Origin of the sequence: Tardiphaga sp. 42S5 (genome assembly GCF_034044155.1) — a bacterium.
GTDB lineage: Bacteria > Pseudomonadota > Alphaproteobacteria > Rhizobiales > Xanthobacteraceae > Tardiphaga > Tardiphaga robiniae.
The window spans coordinates 1,254,745-1,271,541 of the sequence record NZ_CP139027.1 but is presented as its reverse complement, the minus strand read 5'-3'; the positions used below and the strand labels follow the sequence as shown (position 1 = coordinate 1,271,541).

The following is a 16,797-nucleotide window of genomic DNA, read 5'->3' as shown; positions in this document are numbered from 1 at the left end:
AAAATTCAGAACGGGCTGACCGAGAAATAACGCAGCCACAAATCGGTGTAGCGGCCTTTCTCCCAGACCCGGAACAGGGCCCAGTTCAGCGCCTGGCGCAGCGTGTCGTTGCCTTTGCGGACGGCGATGCCGATGCCCTCGCCGAAGAAACGGCTTTCGATGAAGGGCCCGCCGCTGAAGGCGCAACAATCGGCGGAATCGCTGCCATTGATCCAGAAGGCGAACGAGATCGCATCGCCGAAGATGAAATCGACCTCGCTGCGTTTCAGCGCCTGGCGTAGCGCATCGTCGCTTGGAAAAGGCACCAGCACCGCATCGGTGAACATCGCCTTCAGATAGGCCTCATGGGTCGAGCCCGCGATCACGCCGACCTTCTTGCCTTCGAGATATTCCGGGCGGATCTCCGGCATCACCGCATTCTTGCGGGCCACGAAGCGCGCCGGCGCACGGTAATAGGGATCGGTGAAATCGACGCGGGCGCGAATCTGCGGCGTCACCGCCATGGAGGCGATGATCGCGTCGCCCCGGTTGCTGGAAATGGCATCGAGCAACGTCTCGAAGCGGCGCATCTGTACGGTGCAAGTGACCTTGATCTCCTCGCAGAGAAGACGTGCGAGATCGACGTTGAAGCCCGCCGGATTGCCGTCGGGGCCGGTGAAGTTGAACGGCGGGTAGTCGGTCTCGGTCAGGAAGCGGATCACGGTGATGCGCGACAGGTCAGGCCGGTCCGGACGGCGACGCGGATCCCAGAAGCCCGGCACAGCCTGCGGACCGGGCTGGCTCACAGTCGGAGTCGACGTTTGTGCCGAGACGACCGTCACCGAAAACAACGACATCCACGCGCCCAGCAGCAGGCCAAGGGTCAGCGCAGTTGCGCGACACTTCTTCAGCGGTATTTGGTTGCGGGAATTAACCATCTGTGGTTGCATATAGGCGGGTCCGGATCGCGGTCTTATAGACCATCCGGCGCGAGACGCGAGTAGCGTTTGTGGTGTGAGGGCGTTGCATGGGGGTGCAGCAATCTTCCCGGGGTCATCAGCCGCGCGTTTCGCGCCAGCCGGGCGCCGCACTACGCTCTCCTCCTCTGCCGATCGGCAGGATGACCTCCTTCCCCATGCCGCAGCGAGACGGGTCGGACCGGCGCGCGGAACCAGCCAGCGAACTCGACTGCCTGCGCGGCATACTCCCGGTCCCGCTTCTGCACGCCGCGGAGCGACGGAGCCGCGAGCTCAATCTGGGCGCCGATCAGATCCTGATCCAATGGGGCGTGATCACCGAGAAGACGTATGTCGCGCATCTGGCCCGCCACCTTGGCATCGGCTTCGACGATCTCTCGACAGTCGGGCGCGCTCACTGCCCCCTAGCTGATGCCGATCTTCCGAAGATCGCAGAGTTCGGCATCCTGCCCCTCCAGCAGGATGACACACTCAACTGGATCGTCACGCCGCGCGCCTTTACGGCACGGCGGCTGATGTGTTTCTCCACCACATATCCATCACTTATCGCGCGCATTCGGCTGACCACGCGGCGTCACCTGCATCAATATCTGACCGAGCAGACCGGCGACGCGCTTTCGGATATCGCCGCCGAAGGCCTGCTGCAGACGCGACCTGCCATGTCGGCCAAGTCGATCATCGGTTGGCGCAGAGGATTGCAGCCAGCGATTCTGCTGCTGGTATGCGCGGTTCTCGCGCTTCTGTATCCGACGCTGGCGATGGATCTGATCGGTGGCCTGGCGGCGATCTGGTTTCTCGCCTTTTCGCTTCTCAGGCTGACTTGCGTGCTGGTTCCGCCGCAGCCGGAGCAACGGTTTCCGCCGCTGCGCGACGATCAACTGCCGATCTACTCAGTGGTCGTCGCGCTCTATCGCGAGGAAACGTCCGTTCCGGGTCTGTTGCGATCCCTGCAAAGGCTCGACTATCCCTCCGAAAAACTCGACATCATTCTGGTGCTCGAGCCCGACGATCTGCGGACCCGCGCCGCCGTTACCAGAGCCCGGCTAGGGCCGCAGGTTCAAGTCCTGATCGCACAGGCCACGGGTCCGAAAACCAAGCCGAAGGCGCTGAATGTTGCACTTCCCTTCGTGCGCGGCAGCTTTCTGACCGTGTTCGATGCCGAAGACGATCCCGACCCCGGCCAATTGCGCGCCGCGCTCGGCATGTTTCGCCAGCACAACGACGACGTCGCCTGCGTTCAGGCTGGGCTGCATTTCGACAATCTGACGCACAGCCTGCTGTCGCGCATGGCGGCAGTCGAATATGCCGGGCTGTTCGCGGTCTTCCTGCCCGGGCTGGTCGCATTGGGCATGCCACTGCCGCTTGGCGGCACCTCCAATCATTTCCGCACGGACACCTTGCGCCGCATCGGCGGCTGGGACGCCTATAACGTCACGGAAGATGCCGACCTCGGGATCCGCCTGGCGCGGCTGGGCTATCGCTCGGTGACCATTCCATCGGTCACGCTTGAGGAAGCACCGATCGCGTTCGGCGCCTGGCTGCGACAACGCTCACGCTGGATGAAGGGCTGGATGCAGACCTGGGCCGTGCATATGCGCGATCCCCAAAAACTGTGGGACGAAGCGGGCGCGCGGGGATTCCTCGCACTCAACATCGTCTTCGGCGGCAATATCCTGACGTCGCTGGCTTTTACGGTGCTGGTCGTCAAACTCATCGCCTGCCTGCTGCTTGCCGATAGTACCCTGCTGCTTGGCGACCGGTTGTCGTCACTGCACGTGCTGGCCATCGCCTGCGGCTTCATCGCGACCTGCGTCCTGGGCCTTACCGGCCTGATGCGCCGTGGCCGCCTGCGCGATGGCTGGATCCTGGCCCTGACGCCGATTTATTGGGGATGTCTCTCGATCGCGACCTGGCGCGCCCTGTGGCAATTCTGGACCCGGCGCCATCACTGGGAAAAGACCGAGCACGGCCTCGTGCATCGGACCGGAACGATGGCAGCGAGCCGCGGTCGACCTCAGAGATAGCGCTTGAGATCCGTGGCCGCTTCTTCCGGCTTGCGCTTGAGGTTGAACGGCGCGACGAAATTGCCGTCCTTGTCCATCAGATAGATCAGCGCGGTGTGATCCATCGTATAGTCACCGTCCTTGGTCGGCACCTTCTTGGCATAGACGCGGTAGCCGGAAATCACCTTCGCCACCGCATCAGGCGTGCCGGTCAAACCCTTCAGGTGCGGATCGAAGCTCGACAGATATTCCTTCATGATCGGTGCCGTATCGCGCTCGGGATCGACCGAGACGAAATAGGTATTGATACGATCGGCGTCCTTGCCCATCGCGCGCAGCACTTCCGACATTTCGAACAGCGAGGTCGGGCAGATGTCCGGGCAATGGGTGAAGCCGAAGAAGACCAGCGTCGGCTTGCCCTTCAGGCTCTGCTCGGTGACGGTCTGGCCGGACTGATCAGTGAGCTGGAACGAACCGCCAATCGAGGCAGGTGCAGCGACATTGCGGAAACCGCCCGTCAGCCACAGCACGACCAGCAGTCCCGCCGCGAGGCTGCCGGCGAAGGCAGCAATAATGACCAGCGGCCGGGTGGTTCGATCAGTCATGGAATCTCCCCTGAAATGCCCTTTGGCAGCCGATCACATGCAGGCGGCGATGCCAGTCTTGACCATCTCGAAAAATACGGCAGTACCGTAATGTGCCCACAGCCCGATGGCGCCCACCACAAGGAGCGCCACGAATGCCGCGGCCGATGCAACAATGACCGACGCAAGCCGTGAAGGCCGCTCGGACGCGGGCATCGGGCTCTTAGGCGTCAATAAAGACTGCACCATCAGACGATCTCAGAACGGCCAAGGCCCGAGATCATTCAGGAGCCTGCCATCCAGGTTCCAGATAGGCTGAGATGACGGCGCGGGCAAGCGCTCCCGGCGCCGCAGGGCATCACGTCATGCTGATGGAATAAAAACCAGATCGGCCTTTAGCTTTTTGTTCTGACGCGTTTTCTTGACGCGAACCGGCATCCACTTCGCTCGAAAACGCTCTAGCGCGCGCTGGAGGCGTGAGCATCCATGTAACAGGGCTTGTACATGCCCATCAGCTGGCGACCGCGCAGGAAGATCATCTGCGTCTTCAGTCCGCCGCGTTTGGATATCCAGCGCCGGATCTGCGTCGGATACATCGAATACAACATCTGGGTGGCTTCCGGGTTGGTCACCGCGCGACCATTGGCACCCATGTCCCAGGCCGCATGAAAGCCGAGATTGGCATTGGAGGTGACGCAGATCCGGTCACGCGGAACTGCGCCGAGCACGATCGTGCAGGCCGAGGCGCACAGGCCATCGATGATCACGGTTTCGCCGGAAGTGCGCAATCCCTGATACCTGTCGACATAGGTTCCGATCCGTCCGCCACGATCATCCGCGATCCGAACCACCGCGTGACTTGCCCCGACGCCCGCGAACAGCAAGACCGCCGCCAGCAAACCCGTAACGAACTTCATGTCCAGCCCCAAAACCTGTCGATCCCGAATCTGAGCGCCCTGGTGATGCAGGGCATGATCAGCGTGTTGCCAGATCGTGGCTTTGTCCAGACGAGCATGACGCTTCCAATGCGATTCAAATCGAGTGTTGCGCGCGGGATGCACCTCGTTCCGTCGCGGTATCAATCTGAAACAGCGCCGCCCTTCGCGCGCAATTTCCGTTGACCAAAGTTCCCGCGCCGACTTCAATCTCCATTAACAAAATGGGGGAAACAGTATGGCCGTTGATGCGGATATCATCGTCGTCGGCGGCGGACTCGCGGGCCTTGTCGCGGCTACGGAAATTGCCGACGCCGGCAAGCGCGTTGTCGTGGTCGATCAGGAAGGCGAGCAGAATCTCGGCGGCCAGGCGTTCTGGTCGTTCGGCGGTTTGTTCTTCGTCGACTCGCCGGAACAGCGGCGCCTTGGCATCAAAGACTCCCATGACCTGGCGATGCAGGACTGGCAGGGCACGGCCGGCTTCGATCGCGATGAGGACCTGTGGCCACGGCGCTGGGCCGAAGCCTATGTCGCTTTCGCCGCCGGCGAGAAACGCGACTGGCTGCGCGCCATGGGGCACCGTGTGTTTCCCGTGGTCGGCTGGGCCGAGCGCGGCGGCTATGACGCGATGGGCCACGGCAATTCGGTTCCGCGCTTTCATGTCACCTGGGGCACTGGCCCCGGCATCGTCGAGCCGTTCGAGCGGCGTGCGCGCGAGGCGCAGAAGAAGGGTCTGCTGAGTTTCAGGTTCCGCCACCGCGTCGATGCACTCAGCGTGACCAACGGAACTGTCGATGGCGTCAGCGGCGCAATCCTCGAACCGTCCAACACCGAGCGCGGCGAAAGCAGTTCGCGCAACGTGATCGGCGACTTCTCGCTGCGTGCGCAAGCCGTGATCGTCGCTTCCGGCGGCATCGGCGGCAATCATGATCTGGTGCGGCAGAACTGGCCGAAGCGGCTCGGCGAGCCACCGAAGCGGATGATCTCCGGCGTGCCCGCCCATGTCGACGGCCGCATGATGGGCATCACGGAAGCCGCCGGTGCGCGGCTGATCAATCGCGACCGCATGTGGCACTATGTCGAGGGCATCGAGAACTGGAATCCGATCTGGCCGAAACACGGCATACGCATTCTGCCGGGCCCCTCGTCGATGTGGTTCGACGCCACCGGCAAGCGGCTGCCAGCGCCGCTGTTTCCGGGCTCCGATACGCTCGGCCAACTGCAATACATCCAGTCTACCGGCTATGATTATTCATGGTTCGTGCTGACGCAGGCGATCATCAAGAAAGAGTTTGCGCTCTCGGGCTCCGAGCAGAATCCCGATCTCACCGGCAAGAGCTGGCTGATGACCGCGCGCCGCGCCACCAACAAGGGCGCGCCAGCGCCTGTCGAAGCCTTCAAGGATCACGGCATCGACTTCGTGGTGCGCGACAATCTCGACGACCTCGTCAGCGCAATGAATGCACTGACCGGCGACAATCTGCTGAAGCTCGATGAGATCCGCACACAGATCGAGGCGCGTGACCGCACCATGGCCAATCCCTACGTCAAGGATGCGCAGGTGATGAACATCCACAATGCGCGCAAATATATCGGCGACCGCCTGATCCGTACGGCGAAGCCACATCGCATTCTCGATCCCGCGCGAGGACCGCTGATCGCCGTGCGGCTGAACATCCTGACGCGCAAGACGCTGGGCGGCTTCGAGACCGATCTGGACTCGCGCGTATTTGGCAGCAACGGCCAGATCATGCCGGGGCTCTATGCTGTCGGCGAAGCCGCAGGCTTCGGCGGCGGCGGCATGCACGGCTATCGCTCGCTGGAAGGCACGTTTCTCGGCGGCTGTTTGTTTACGGGAAGAACGGCGGGCCGCGCGGCTGCGAAGGCGGTGGGGTGATCGCTTCGCCGGTCACAGCCATCCGTTGCGCTTGAAGCGGGTATACAGGTAACCGCAGATCGCGGCGATGCCGCCCAGCACGACATAATAGCCGTAAGCCCATTTCAGCTCCGGCATGTGTTCGAAATTCATGCCGTAGATTCCGGCAATCGCCGTCGGCACCGCCAGGATCGCGGCCCAGGCCGCAAGCCTGCGGGTAATTTCGGTTTGCTGCGACTGCCCTGACATCAAGCTGGCTTCAAAGGCAAAGGCCAGCACTTCGCGCAGCGAGTCGATATCTTCTTCCGCGCGTTTGACGTGATCCAGCACATCGCGGAACAGAGGTTTCATGTCATCGTCGATGAACAGAATATCGATATGTTCTAGGCGATGACAGACATCGACCAGCGGCCCGACCGCGCGACGCAGGCGCAGCAGCTCGCGGCGCAGCTTGTAGAGCCGCTCGAATTCGGCCCGCGTCAGCATGCGGTGCAGGACACCATCCTCGAGTTCATCGATCTCGGACAGGATGGATTCGATGACAGGGCGATAGTTGTCGACGATGAAATCGAGAATTGCGTAGAGGATGTAGTCTTCGCCGTGCGTCAGGTTGGTCGGGCAAGCCTCGCACCGCTCGCGGACAGACGCATAGGACGTCGAGGCGCCATGGCGCACGGACACGACGTAGCCTTTGCCCAAGAAAATATGCGTCTCGCCGAAAGCAACCGTCTGATCGACCAGTTGCGCCGTTCGCGCGACAATGAAGAGCGCTTCGCCATATTGCTCCACCTTGGGATGCTGATGCGATTTCAGCGCGTCCTCGATGGCGAGCGGATGCAGATCGAATTGCGCGCGCAGTTTCTCGAGCAGTTCAAGGGACGGTTCAAACAGTCCAATCCAGACGACGTGGCCCGGCTTCCGCGCCCAGACGCCCGCCTCCTCGACGGGGATATCTGCAACACGGCGCCCATTGGCATAGACGCTGGAGGCGACAACACCAGGCACATTGCCAGCGGTTGCAGCTGAGAGGGGAAACGTCATTCAAGAACCCTGTGTTGTGCGAACAGCAACGGGCGCCTTTGAAGAACGGCGGGAATGCCAAACCGTTCAATCGCCATGCGGCACCGATCATCTGGAATGAACGAAGGGGCTGGAGCGGACGGAGGGAATCGAACCCTCGTATGCAGCTTGGGAAGCTGCCGTTCTACCATTGAACTACGCCCGCATCGTCGCGCCATCTGATCTAGCCGAGACCGGTCGATCCGCCAAGCGGATTGATGGCAGCCGGTTACAGTTCCTTGCGCCGCACACCCGGCCGTGCCCTCCGAAAGGTCACCGCTCAAAGATTCCAGATGACGGCTTCAATTCGCCTGCTAACATCCCTTCGGGATGGCTGGGCACGGATACACAACCTTCGACACGTCGGTGGGCCGATGCGGTATCGCATGGGGCGACGCCGGCATTGTTGGCGTGCAGTTGCCGGAAGCGCGCGAGATCGAGACCCGGCGCCGCCTGCTGCAGCTATTTCCCGATGCGCGCGAATTCCGGCCGCCGGCCGATGTCGACTACGCCATCGAGGGCATCGTTGCGCTGCTGCGCGGCCAAGCCGTCGACCTCGGCGATATCCCCGTCGACATGCATGGCCTGCCGCTGTTCAATTGCCGCGTCTATGATGCGATCCGGATCATCCCGCGTGGCGAAACCCGCACCCATGCGGAGATCGCGGCCAAGCTCGGCGCCAGCGGCGCGGTCTATTCAGTCGGCCAGGCCATCGCGCGCAATCCGTTTGCGATCCTCGTACCATGCCACCGTGCACTGGCCGTTGCGGGCCAGACCAGCGGCTTTGCCGGCAATGGCGGCATCATCACCAAGTCGCGGCTGCTCTCGATCGAGGGCGCGCTGGCGGGCCGGACGACTACCCTGTTCGATGCCCTGCTGTCGGTTGCCCCGTCACGCCCGCAGGGCTAACCTCCGCATATGCAGGCAACAACACTGTTCCAGAGCAACGCGATCACCGTCACGGACTATCGCTGTACGGCGGGTCCGGACGACCAGCCATTTTCCGAACAGCACGCCGGCCATTCGCTCTCCTATGTTCGCAAGGGCAGTTTCGGCTGTCGCTGCCGCGGGCAATCGCACGAACTCATCGCCGGCGCGCTGCTGATCGGGAACCCCGGCGACGAATATACCTGCCATCACGAGCATCATGGCTCTGGCGACGAGTGCCTTTCATTCTCCTTCGCGCCTGAGCTGATCGACACCGTCGGCGACGCCAGGGAGATCTGGCAGCAGGGCGCCATCGCGCCACGCGCCGAATTGATGGTGCTGGGCGAGCTCGCGCAGGCCAGCGCAGGGGCGCACAGCGATCTCGGGCTCGATGAGATCGGTCATGCATTTGCCGCGCGCTTTGTCGACGTCGTGTCGGGCGAGCCGCGCAGGCGTGTGAACGGCAATGCACGGGATCGCCGGCGCGCGGTCGAGGCCGCGCTGTGGATCGACGCCCATGCCAGCGAGGAGATCGATCTCGATGCGGCCGCCCGTCAGGCCGGATTGAGTCCGTTTCATTTCCTGCGCCTGTTCAGGAATGTGCTCGGCGTGACACCGCACCAGTATCTGGTGCGCGCGCGGCTACGGCGGGCTGCAAATCTGCTAGTCGAGCAAGACCGCGCCATCACCGACATCGCCTTCGATGTCGGCTTCGGCGATCTCTCGAATTTCGTGCGCAGCTTCCATCGCGCTGCCGGCGTCTCGCCCCGCGCATTTCGACAGGCTTCCCGCGGCGACCGCAAGATTTTCCAAGAACGGCTGGCCGTGCACTGAGTAGCTTGCCGTCCTGATCAACCGGGAGGCACAGCATGGCATCGATTCACAAAGAGATTTTCCTTGGCGCACCGGCAGACGATGTCTGGTCGGCACTGGCCGACTTTGGCGCGTTGCATACAAGGCTGGTGCCGGGGTTCGTCACCGACACAAAGCTGGACGGCGACGCGCGTATCGTGACGTTCGCCAATGGGTCCGTCGCACGCGAAATACTGGTCACCTGCGACCACGGCCGGCAGCGCCTCGTCTATGCCATCGTCAGCGAACGTATCAGCCAGCACAGCGCGTCAGCGCAGGTGTTTGCCGATGGCGATGCGCGCTGCCGGTTTGTCTGGACGGCCGACGTGCTGCCGAATGAAATCGCGCCTTATATGAGCAGCCAGATGGATCTGGGCCTCGCAGCGATGCAGACCCAATTCGGGAAGGTGGCGCGATGACTGCATCGTTTCTCGATGCGCTCGCAGCGGACGGCCCCGCCCCGGATCGCATCGGCCGGATGGATCTCTATGGCTGGCTGATCGGCGCCTGGGAGCTCGATGTGGTCAGGTATATGACGGACGGCGGAGAGCGCCGACGCAAGGGCGAATGGCATTTCGGCTGGGTGCTGGAAGGCCGTGCCATCCAGGATGTCTGGATCGTGCCGCCGCGCGGCCAGTTGCGTGACGGCGACGCCGCAGCGAATGCCTACTCGTATGGAAGCACGCTGCGGATCTACGACCCACGTATCGATGCGTGGCAGATCCAGTGGACCGATCCGGTGATGCAGAATTTTCTCACCATGACCGGCCGCAAACAGGGCAACGACATCGTCCAGTTCGGCCGCGACAATGACGGACGCCCGATCCGCTGGAGCTTCTCGCAGATTACGCCGCGCTCGTTTCTATGGCGCGGCGAGACCTCGCATGACGACGGCGCGACGTGGCGACGCGATGTGGAATTTACTGCGACGCGCGTCGGCTAGAGGCTGCTTCGTCGATCCAGGATCGGACGCGCATGTTTTGGCACCTCTCCCATAGGAAGAGGTCGGATCGCATGCGAAGCCGCGATCCGGGTGAGGGGTTACGGACTATCCATAGGCCGGTGCCCCCTCACCCCAGCCCTCTCCCTAGCGGGGAGATGGGCGCGCTGTCGATGCGTAAGTCCAGACTCCAGAAACTGTTCTCCGGCCGGATCTCAGGCACAGGACCAGCCTTCGGTCCCCACGGCGTCAGCCGCTCAGCGCCGACAACAGGCCGAGCAACACCATGGACGCCGCCGCCAACCAGAAGAAGGTCATGGCCGATGCGTCGATCGACGCGGATACGCTATGCCGGATGTTATCGTGCATGAAGGTGGTTATGCGCATTCTGCTCGCGGCGATTGTTAGAGTGCTCAAAATGTTATTGAGGCACACCGCTTCAGTTGGAATGCTATTCGGCCGCGAGATTGGGGCCACGCAACAGGTTCGCCGCTCGCACGATGTGCTGCGCCCAGGCGCTATATCCACCTGCGGAACACGATGTTTTCCGCGCCAAATGAATTCTGTACTTTCTTTTCAACAGAACGCCTGTTCGTGCGTTCGCTTCCAGTCATGTATTGAGAATGAAATTCCACGTATATGGCATCAAGTTTTCGATGCACGCCCTTCTCGATCATATCTTCAAGAATTTCGTACTCGGCACCTTCGACATCCATTTTTATGACAATAACGTCATAAACTGCGCATTTGGCCATAATCAGGTTTGAGAGTGAGAATGTTTCGACCAAGCCAACTGTGATTTCTTCTGCTTCGTACAAAGCATTATTGTGGTCCATCACAATTGAACATCCTTCGTACGTGGGATCACGCCGAGTCGCTGGAGGACCAAACAGCTTGGTGTAGCCGTCCCTCGCGCTTGCAGCCTTCTCTATAATTTCGATGCTGCCGCCGCCATCTCTGCGCAGTGCGTGGAGATGAGGTACGCAGTTCGTATTTGGTTCAACTAAAATGTAGTCGTAAAGGTTGGACGTGTAATACTTGCTAAAGAACTTATACCCCTGCCCAATATTGGACCCACAATCAATAAAGAGGCCGCGCGCGCCTTTTTCGTCCTTGATCTTGATCAAAATCCGGCTTGCGTCCGCAGCCACAGCAGCGCGTAGCCGGGCTGACTTGACCGGCTCGATCAGCGATAAGGTTGACAGTTCCAGGAACTTTAATAGCCCGTGCTTCCGCAGAACTTCCGCGGATTGCTTGATCTTCGAGCGTCGCGTTGCTGGCTTCGCTGGTGCGTTGGACTTTCCGCCCTCCAGAGCACAACACGGCTCAATCAGCGTAACGGCTCTCAAGGGTATCGATCGGACCGGGTCTCGCACGGCGTTTCGGTCTCTCAATCGCAGGACAATCCCTTCGGCCTGGTCGAGCGCCTCGCAAAGCGACGTTGGGTCCAGGGAGCTAAGGGAAATCGATGATTCACCGCGCATACGAAGCAAGCGATTCACGCGATCGACGATTGGAATCGCGGCAAGGTTTCTCTCAACATTCGCCTCAAATAGCCGCTCCGCAGGTGATTCAAGACGCAGCCGTTCGCGCAAACGCGCCTCAAGGATTTCTGGAGGTGCATTAAGATGGATGATCAGATCAGCCTTCGGGACGAGTCCAATCGCTTGCTGCAGAGAGGCATCGGTTGCGTGCTCGTTATATAAGGCAAGGGCGCAGGTCACCTGAACAAAAGCCTGGTCAAAAATAACGATCTTGGCTGACCCCGTCGACAGATCCCAATGGCGACATAAACGCAGGACATACTGGCTTAGCCTGACGAGCCAGACGATACTTTTTGGCGGGAGTTCCCGTACTAATCTCAACGTAAGGTCGAACTGGTTCTTGCTGACAATAGGTCGAGCGGCCATTGAAGTGATTTCAGTTATTCCGCGACCGATGCGGCGAAAGGCAGCTATGCCTCCGGCTGGATCGAGGGATGACGCCTCAGCTCCCGGTCGATAGCTGAGTACAACATCCGCATGATGGCCGCGCTCGTTGAGCCTTTTGCATAGCGCGTGGGCGAAGGTGGTCTTTCCTGCCGCTGCAGGGCCAAAGAATTCGATGATCATGCTCGCGAACCTCGAGAGGTGATGTCGGTGCTTGAACGAATCTTCCGGATGCGGCAGTTGGCGCTCTTCCGCCCCAAGTTTGGACCACCTCAACGCTTGGTGCGCATCATGCAAATGAAGGGAGACTGGATTATTTGGAGCGACCGGATCAGAGGCGCCGTCCATACAACGATTACGGTGGACTGCCGAGGTAATGCGGTGAGCTAGCAACACGACGTGCGCCGGCCGACTGAGCGACCTGCACGTTCCGGATTCGAAAGGGAAGCGCAATGGCTTAGCAAAGCTGCCGCAGGCTGTGTGCTTCCCCAAAAGATGCCGCACGCTCGGAAACGACACAGAAGAGGGTTCACCCTTTTGAAGTGCCCCGAAGATGGTAGCCGGCCCATTCCCTAGGCCGAACTCACCACAGCACGGGCCGAACTTCTGGCACGGGGCCAGCCTTCGGTCCCCACGACGTCAGCAGTACGCTGAGTGCCGACAGCAGGCCGAGCAGCACCATGGACGCCGCCGCGAGCCAGAAAAAGCTTATGGCCGAGGCATCGATAGACAGCAGCCACCAGCCTCCAACGCTGACAAAGACCAGCCGCGCGGTTTGCGCCAGCACCGGGCCGAGTACCTTGGCGGCGCCCTGCGAGGCAAAATAGGCCACCGTGGACAGCCCCAGAAAGGCATACATTGGCGCGCAGGTGGCCAGATAGGTCCGGCTTGCCGCGCGCACGCTGGCATCATTGGTGAACAGATTGACCCAGGCATCGGGGAAGATCGCGATCAGTGTGCCGAGCAGGCCGACGACACCGAAGGCGATCACGCTGCCAGTCCAGGTCACGCGGCGCGCACGCGCGATGCGGCCGGCGCCGATTGCCATGCCGACGATCGGCACCGAGGCGATACCCACCGCGAAAGCCAGCGTGCTCAGCATGAATTCGAGCCGCGCACCGATGCCGTAGCCGGCCAGCACCGCGGTGCCGTAATGCGCCAGCATATGGGTGAAAATCAGGAGAGTCAGAACGCCCTGTAGCGGATTGAAACAGGCGATGGCACCCACTTTCAGAATATCGAAGAACATTCCGCGCTGAATGCGAAAGCCCCTGATCTGAGGCCGGACTCGCGCACGACCGGAAAAGACATACCAGCCCATGACGCCTGTGCCGATCGTGAATGCAGTCAGCGTGCCCGCCGCGACGCCGGGCATGCCGAATTGCGGGATCGGACCGAAGCCGAGGCCCAGCACGCCACCGAGAACCACCTGCAAGGCGGCCCCCGCCATCTGCATGGCGGAGGGCATCTTCATGTTGCCGGTGCCACGCAGGATCGCCGCGAAGGTATTCAGCAGCCACGGGATCACGCCACCAGCGAAGAAGACGGTGATATAGCCCTGCGCCTGGCTCAGCACATTACCGCGGCCACCAAGCAGTTGCAGCAGCATGGAGCCGAAGGTCAGCATGCCGACCGTGAAGGTGAGGCCGAAGCAGATGGCGATCAGCAGCGCATGGCCCGCCAGCGTATCGGCGCGCGCGCGGTCACCGGCGCCGAGCGCCCGCGCAATCGCCGACGACACGCCACCGCCCATGGCACCGCCGGACATGGTCATGGTCAGCATCACGAAGGGAAACACCAGCGCCATCGCCGCCAGAGCTTCGGTGCCGAGCCGGCCGACATAGGTGGTCTCGAAAATAACGACGACCGTGCCGGCCGTCAGTGCAACGACATTGGGCCAGGCCAGCCGCAGGATGGTCGGCAGAATGGGGTAATCCAGCAGGGGGTTTTTGGCCGGCGCCTTCAGGCTCGGGAGCGGCTGCTTGTCGGCATCGACCAATCGGGGTTCGGCGACGACAGCGTCGGACATGCATTCTCCCTGAGCTTCCGGTCTTGCCTGCCGGACACATCCGTTCCTAGCACCGATCGCGGGCAATACCATGCCCGGCGCACGCATGGGGGATGCTCGATTTGCACTGCAGTATCAACGGGTCGAGGCGCTAGCCGATCGACCAGATGAACGGCAGCGCACCACCTGGTGCCGGCGTCATCGTGACAGGTATGTTGCGACCGCATCCTGCCGCAAGGCCCTCGACCAGTCCCTGCAGGGCCTTCGCACAGGCGGCGTTGTTGTCGGCGACGCCGTCCATCAGTTTCCAGCTCTGCTGCCGGATTTCGACCTGGCCCTCGGACTTGCCGATCTCCACGATATCGTCCTGCGCCGCGAACAAGGCGCTCAGAAATTCCGCGAACGCTCTGGCATCGCCGCGCTGCAGGCCGAAGCCCGCGGAAACTTCATCGAAATACTGCATGCCGATCAGTCTGCCGGTGAGATGCAGCAGATAGCCGGCATCGACCGGGCCGAACAGTTGAACCGCCACAGGCGCTGCGGTCCGTACATATTCCATGGCGTAGTTGCGATAGGCCTTTTCCAGCCGGGCTTTCGGCCAGCTATCCACCGGCAGCGCGGGTGCCTTGGCGGGATCGAACAACGGCGCTTCCAGATGGCGCGCGAACACCAGACGCTGATCGATATCCAAATCATGGTCGTATCCGCAGTAATAGCCTTCGAGCCCATCCTGGCCATCGACGCTCTGCTTGGTGCAGACGAAACCCATGCGGGGATTGCCGAGCGAGACGCCGTTGTTGGCGTGCCAGCCGCGCAGCATCGCGCGGGAGACCTCACCGGGCACGCCGCAGATCGCGGTGCCGCGCCAGATCCAGCGCGGCGGCGGATAGCGGATCCAGGCCTTGCGGTCACTCTCGTACATATATTCGACCGACACGCCGCCGATCCAGTTCGAGAGATAGTGATACTGGGCCGCAGCGACCGCGGGTGGCAGGCCGGACAGACCAAGCTTTGCGAGGCCGGGCAGAAATCGCTCCTGCTGCTGCCGGCGGAATATCCGAAACATGAATTCCGCGGCATCTGCGGTGCCGCGGCGTGTGACGGTGGTCAGGATCAGGCCGGTGAAATAGGCATGATAGAGATCTGCGACGCTGCGCCAGCGCATCCATGTGGCTTCGTCGCTCGTATTTGTCGGTCCGGTCATCGTTTCTTCCCTGTTTGTTGGGAGGACCATAGCCGTGCATCACTCCGGCTTCACATGAAATTCATGCAGGGAGGTCGAACGTTCCTGCATCGCGCGCATTGAATTCCGTCAGCCACAAGGACATTCCATGCGCCAGAAATTCCTGCTTTCAGCCTGTCTCGTCGCCCTGACGTTGCCGCTGGCCGGATGCAACGAACAATCCAACATAGCATCCGGCGAAGACTTCGGGCCCTCACCCAAACTCGTCGAGCCCAGCAAGTCGCTCATCCCGACTGTCAACGTGTCCAGAGCGGTCGGCTGGCCCGATGGCTCCAAGCCGAAGGCTGCCGAGGACATGACGGTCAACGCTTTTGCGCGCGGGCTCGATCATCCGCGCACGGTCTATGTGCTGCCCAATGGCGACGTGCTGGTGGCGGAAAGCAATGCGCCGCCGAAACCGGAAGATGGCAAGGGCATCAAGGGCTGGGTCATGAAACTGGTGATGGGCCATGCTGGCGCGGGCACACCAACAGCAAATCGCATTTCGCTGCTGCGCGACGCGGACGGCGACGGCGTCGCAGAGACCAGGACAGCGTTTCTCGAAGGGCTCAACTCACCCTTCGGCATGGTGCTGGTGGGCGACGAATTCTTTGTCGCCAATGCCGATGCCGTGGTGAAGTTTCCCTACAGGACCAATGATACCAGGATCACAACGCCTGCCGTGAAGGTGGCTGACCTGCCCGGCGGCCCGATCAATCACCACTGGACCAAGGATCTCGCGGCGAGTCCCGACGGCACGAAACTCTATGCAACCGTCGGCTCCAACAGCAATGTCGGCGAGAACGGCATGGAGGCCGAGAAAGACCGCGCCGCGGTGCTTGAGATCGACCGCGCGACCGGCGCCTCACGCATCTTCGCATCCGGCCTGCGCAATCCCAACGGCCCGTCGTGGCAGCCGCAGAGCGGCGCGCTCTGGGTGACCGTCAACGAACGCGACGAGATCGGCAGCGACCTTGTGCCAGACTACATGACCTCGGTGAAGGATGGCGGCTTCTATGGGTGGCCTTACAGCTATTACGGCCAGCACGTGGACGTCCGCGTGCAACCGCCCCGCCCCGACATGGTGGCCAAAGCAATCGCGCCGGATTACGCGCTCGGTGCGCATACCGCGTCGCTCGGCCTGACCTTCAACACCGGAGACCTGTTTCCAGCCAGCATGAAGGGCGGTGCCTTCATCGGCCAGCACGGCTCATGGAATCGACGCCCGCAAAGCGGCTACAAGGTGATCTTCGTGCCCTTCACTGACGGCAAGCCATCGGGCAAGCCCCAGGACGTGCTCACCGGTTTCCTCAACGACAGTGGCGAAGCGCAGGGGCGTCCGGTCGGCGTGCGCATCGACAGCAAGGGCGCATTGCTGGTGGCTGACGATGTCGGCAATACGATCTGGCGCGTGACGACATCGGGCGCGAAGGCGGCAGCGTTGAAGTGATATCAGAGACCTGACGAAGCTCCGTCATGGCCGGGCAGCGCGAAGCGAGGGCTTCGC

The 16,797-nt window shown here is 61.7% G+C and carries 16 protein-coding genes and 1 tRNA gene; 7 read left to right on the top strand and 10 right to left on the bottom strand.

The window, feature by feature from the left end:
• Positions 1-5: 5 nt before the first annotated feature.
• A complete protein-coding gene (locus SFY93_RS05950; RefSeq protein ID WP_414717130.1) occupies positions 6-836 on the bottom strand; it encodes an ABC transporter substrate-binding protein in 831 nt (276 codons plus the stop codon).
• A gap of 278 nt (positions 837-1,114) precedes the next feature.
• On the opposite strand from SFY93_RS05950, the gene SFY93_RS05945 reads away from it, so the two are divergent.
• Complete coding sequence (locus tag SFY93_RS05945; RefSeq protein ID WP_320446395.1) at positions 1,115-2,980, top strand: glycosyltransferase; 1,866 nt, start codon at positions 1,115-1,117, stop codon at positions 2,978-2,980.
• Here the strand turns inward: SFY93_RS05945 and SFY93_RS05940 are convergent.
• From SFY93_RS05940 to SFY93_RS05930, 3 genes are all read right to left on the bottom strand, one after another.
• Positions 2,971-3,564, bottom strand: coding sequence for an SCO family protein (locus tag SFY93_RS05940; protein ID WP_320446394.1), 594 nt, complete (start codon positions 3,562-3,564; stop codon positions 2,971-2,973). The two genes, SFY93_RS05945 and SFY93_RS05940, sit on opposite strands and share 10 nt — an antisense overlap.
• Positions 3,565-3,597: 33 nt before the next feature.
• Complete coding sequence (locus SFY93_RS05935) at positions 3,598-3,759, bottom strand: hypothetical protein (protein WP_320446393.1); 162 nt, start codon at positions 3,757-3,759, stop codon at positions 3,598-3,600.
• A 242-nt stretch (positions 3,760-4,001) separates the two neighbouring features.
• Positions 4,002-4,460 carry a Clp protease/crotonase-like domain-containing protein gene (locus SFY93_RS05930; protein WP_089266785.1) on the bottom strand — a complete coding sequence of 153 codons (459 nt, stop codon included), beginning with the start codon at positions 4,458-4,460 and terminating at the stop codon, positions 4,002-4,004.
• A gap of 256 nt (positions 4,461-4,716) precedes the next feature.
• Between SFY93_RS05930 and SFY93_RS05925 the strand changes: the two genes are divergently transcribed.
• Positions 4,717-6,375 (top strand): FAD-binding dehydrogenase, encoded by a 1,659-nt coding sequence (locus tag SFY93_RS05925; RefSeq protein WP_320446392.1) that lies wholly within the window; start codon positions 4,717-4,719, stop codon positions 6,373-6,375.
• A gap of 12 nt (positions 6,376-6,387) precedes the next feature.
• Here SFY93_RS05925 and corA read toward each other — a convergent pair whose 3' ends face one another.
• Positions 6,388-7,395, bottom strand: a complete 1,008-nt coding sequence (gene corA, locus SFY93_RS05920) for a magnesium/cobalt transporter CorA (protein ID WP_309940730.1) — start codon at positions 7,393-7,395, stop codon at positions 6,388-6,390.
• A 110-nt stretch (positions 7,396-7,505) separates the two neighbouring features.
• Positions 7,506-7,579, bottom strand: a tRNA-Gly gene (locus SFY93_RS05915).
• Between the two features lie 164 nt (positions 7,580-7,743).
• Here SFY93_RS05915 and SFY93_RS05910 point away from each other — a divergent pair.
• The 4 genes from SFY93_RS05910 to SFY93_RS05895 are packed head-to-tail and all read left to right on the top strand — an operon-like array spanning position 7,744 to position 10,135.
• Positions 7,744-8,322 carry a methylated-DNA--[protein]-cysteine S-methyltransferase gene (locus SFY93_RS05910; RefSeq protein WP_320446391.1) on the top strand — a complete coding sequence of 193 codons (579 nt, stop codon included), beginning with the start codon at positions 7,744-7,746 and terminating at the stop codon, positions 8,320-8,322.
• 9 nt (positions 8,323-8,331) lie between these two features.
• The gene (locus tag SFY93_RS05905) at positions 8,332-9,174 is read left to right on the top strand and encodes a helix-turn-helix domain-containing protein (RefSeq protein WP_320446390.1); all 843 of its coding nucleotides are present in this window, start codon (positions 8,332-8,334) and stop codon (positions 9,172-9,174) included.
• A gap of 35 nt (positions 9,175-9,209) precedes the next feature.
• Entirely contained in the window at positions 9,210-9,611 is a 402-nt protein-coding gene (locus SFY93_RS05900; protein WP_320446389.1) for an SRPBCC family protein, read from the top strand.
• The gene (locus tag SFY93_RS05895; RefSeq protein ID WP_320446388.1) at positions 9,608-10,135 is read left to right on the top strand and encodes a hypothetical protein; all 528 of its coding nucleotides are present in this window, start codon (positions 9,608-9,610) and stop codon (positions 10,133-10,135) included. Before SFY93_RS05900 ends, SFY93_RS05895 begins: the two co-directional genes overlap by 4 nt.
• A 246-nt stretch (positions 10,136-10,381) precedes the next feature.
• On the opposite strand, the gene SFY93_RS05890 is transcribed toward SFY93_RS05895, so the two are convergent.
• The 4 genes from SFY93_RS05890 to SFY93_RS05875 form a co-directional block, all read right to left on the bottom strand.
• Positions 10,382-10,519 (bottom strand): hypothetical protein, encoded by a 138-nt coding sequence (locus SFY93_RS05890; protein WP_320446387.1) that lies wholly within the window; start codon positions 10,517-10,519, stop codon positions 10,382-10,384.
• 131 nt (positions 10,520-10,650) lie between these two features.
• On the bottom strand, positions 10,651-12,243 hold the full coding sequence (locus tag SFY93_RS05885; RefSeq protein WP_320446386.1) for an FkbM family methyltransferase: 1,593 nt from the start codon (positions 12,241-12,243) through the stop codon (positions 10,651-10,653).
• 400 nt (positions 12,244-12,643) lie between these two features.
• On the bottom strand, positions 12,644-14,089 hold the full coding sequence (locus tag SFY93_RS05880; RefSeq protein ID WP_320446385.1) for an MATE family efflux transporter: 1,446 nt from the start codon (positions 14,087-14,089) through the stop codon (positions 12,644-12,646).
• 130 nt (positions 14,090-14,219) lie between these two features.
• On the bottom strand, positions 14,220-15,272 hold the full coding sequence (locus SFY93_RS05875; RefSeq protein ID WP_320446384.1) for a hypothetical protein: 1,053 nt from the start codon (positions 15,270-15,272) through the stop codon (positions 14,220-14,222).
• 127 nt (positions 15,273-15,399) lie between these two features.
• On the opposite strand from SFY93_RS05875, the gene SFY93_RS05870 reads away from it, so the two are divergent.
• Positions 15,400-16,740: a PQQ-dependent sugar dehydrogenase gene (locus tag SFY93_RS05870; RefSeq protein ID WP_320446383.1), complete on the top strand. Its 1,341-nt coding sequence runs from the start codon at positions 15,400-15,402 to the stop codon at positions 16,738-16,740.
• Positions 16,741-16,797 lie beyond the last annotated feature (57 nt).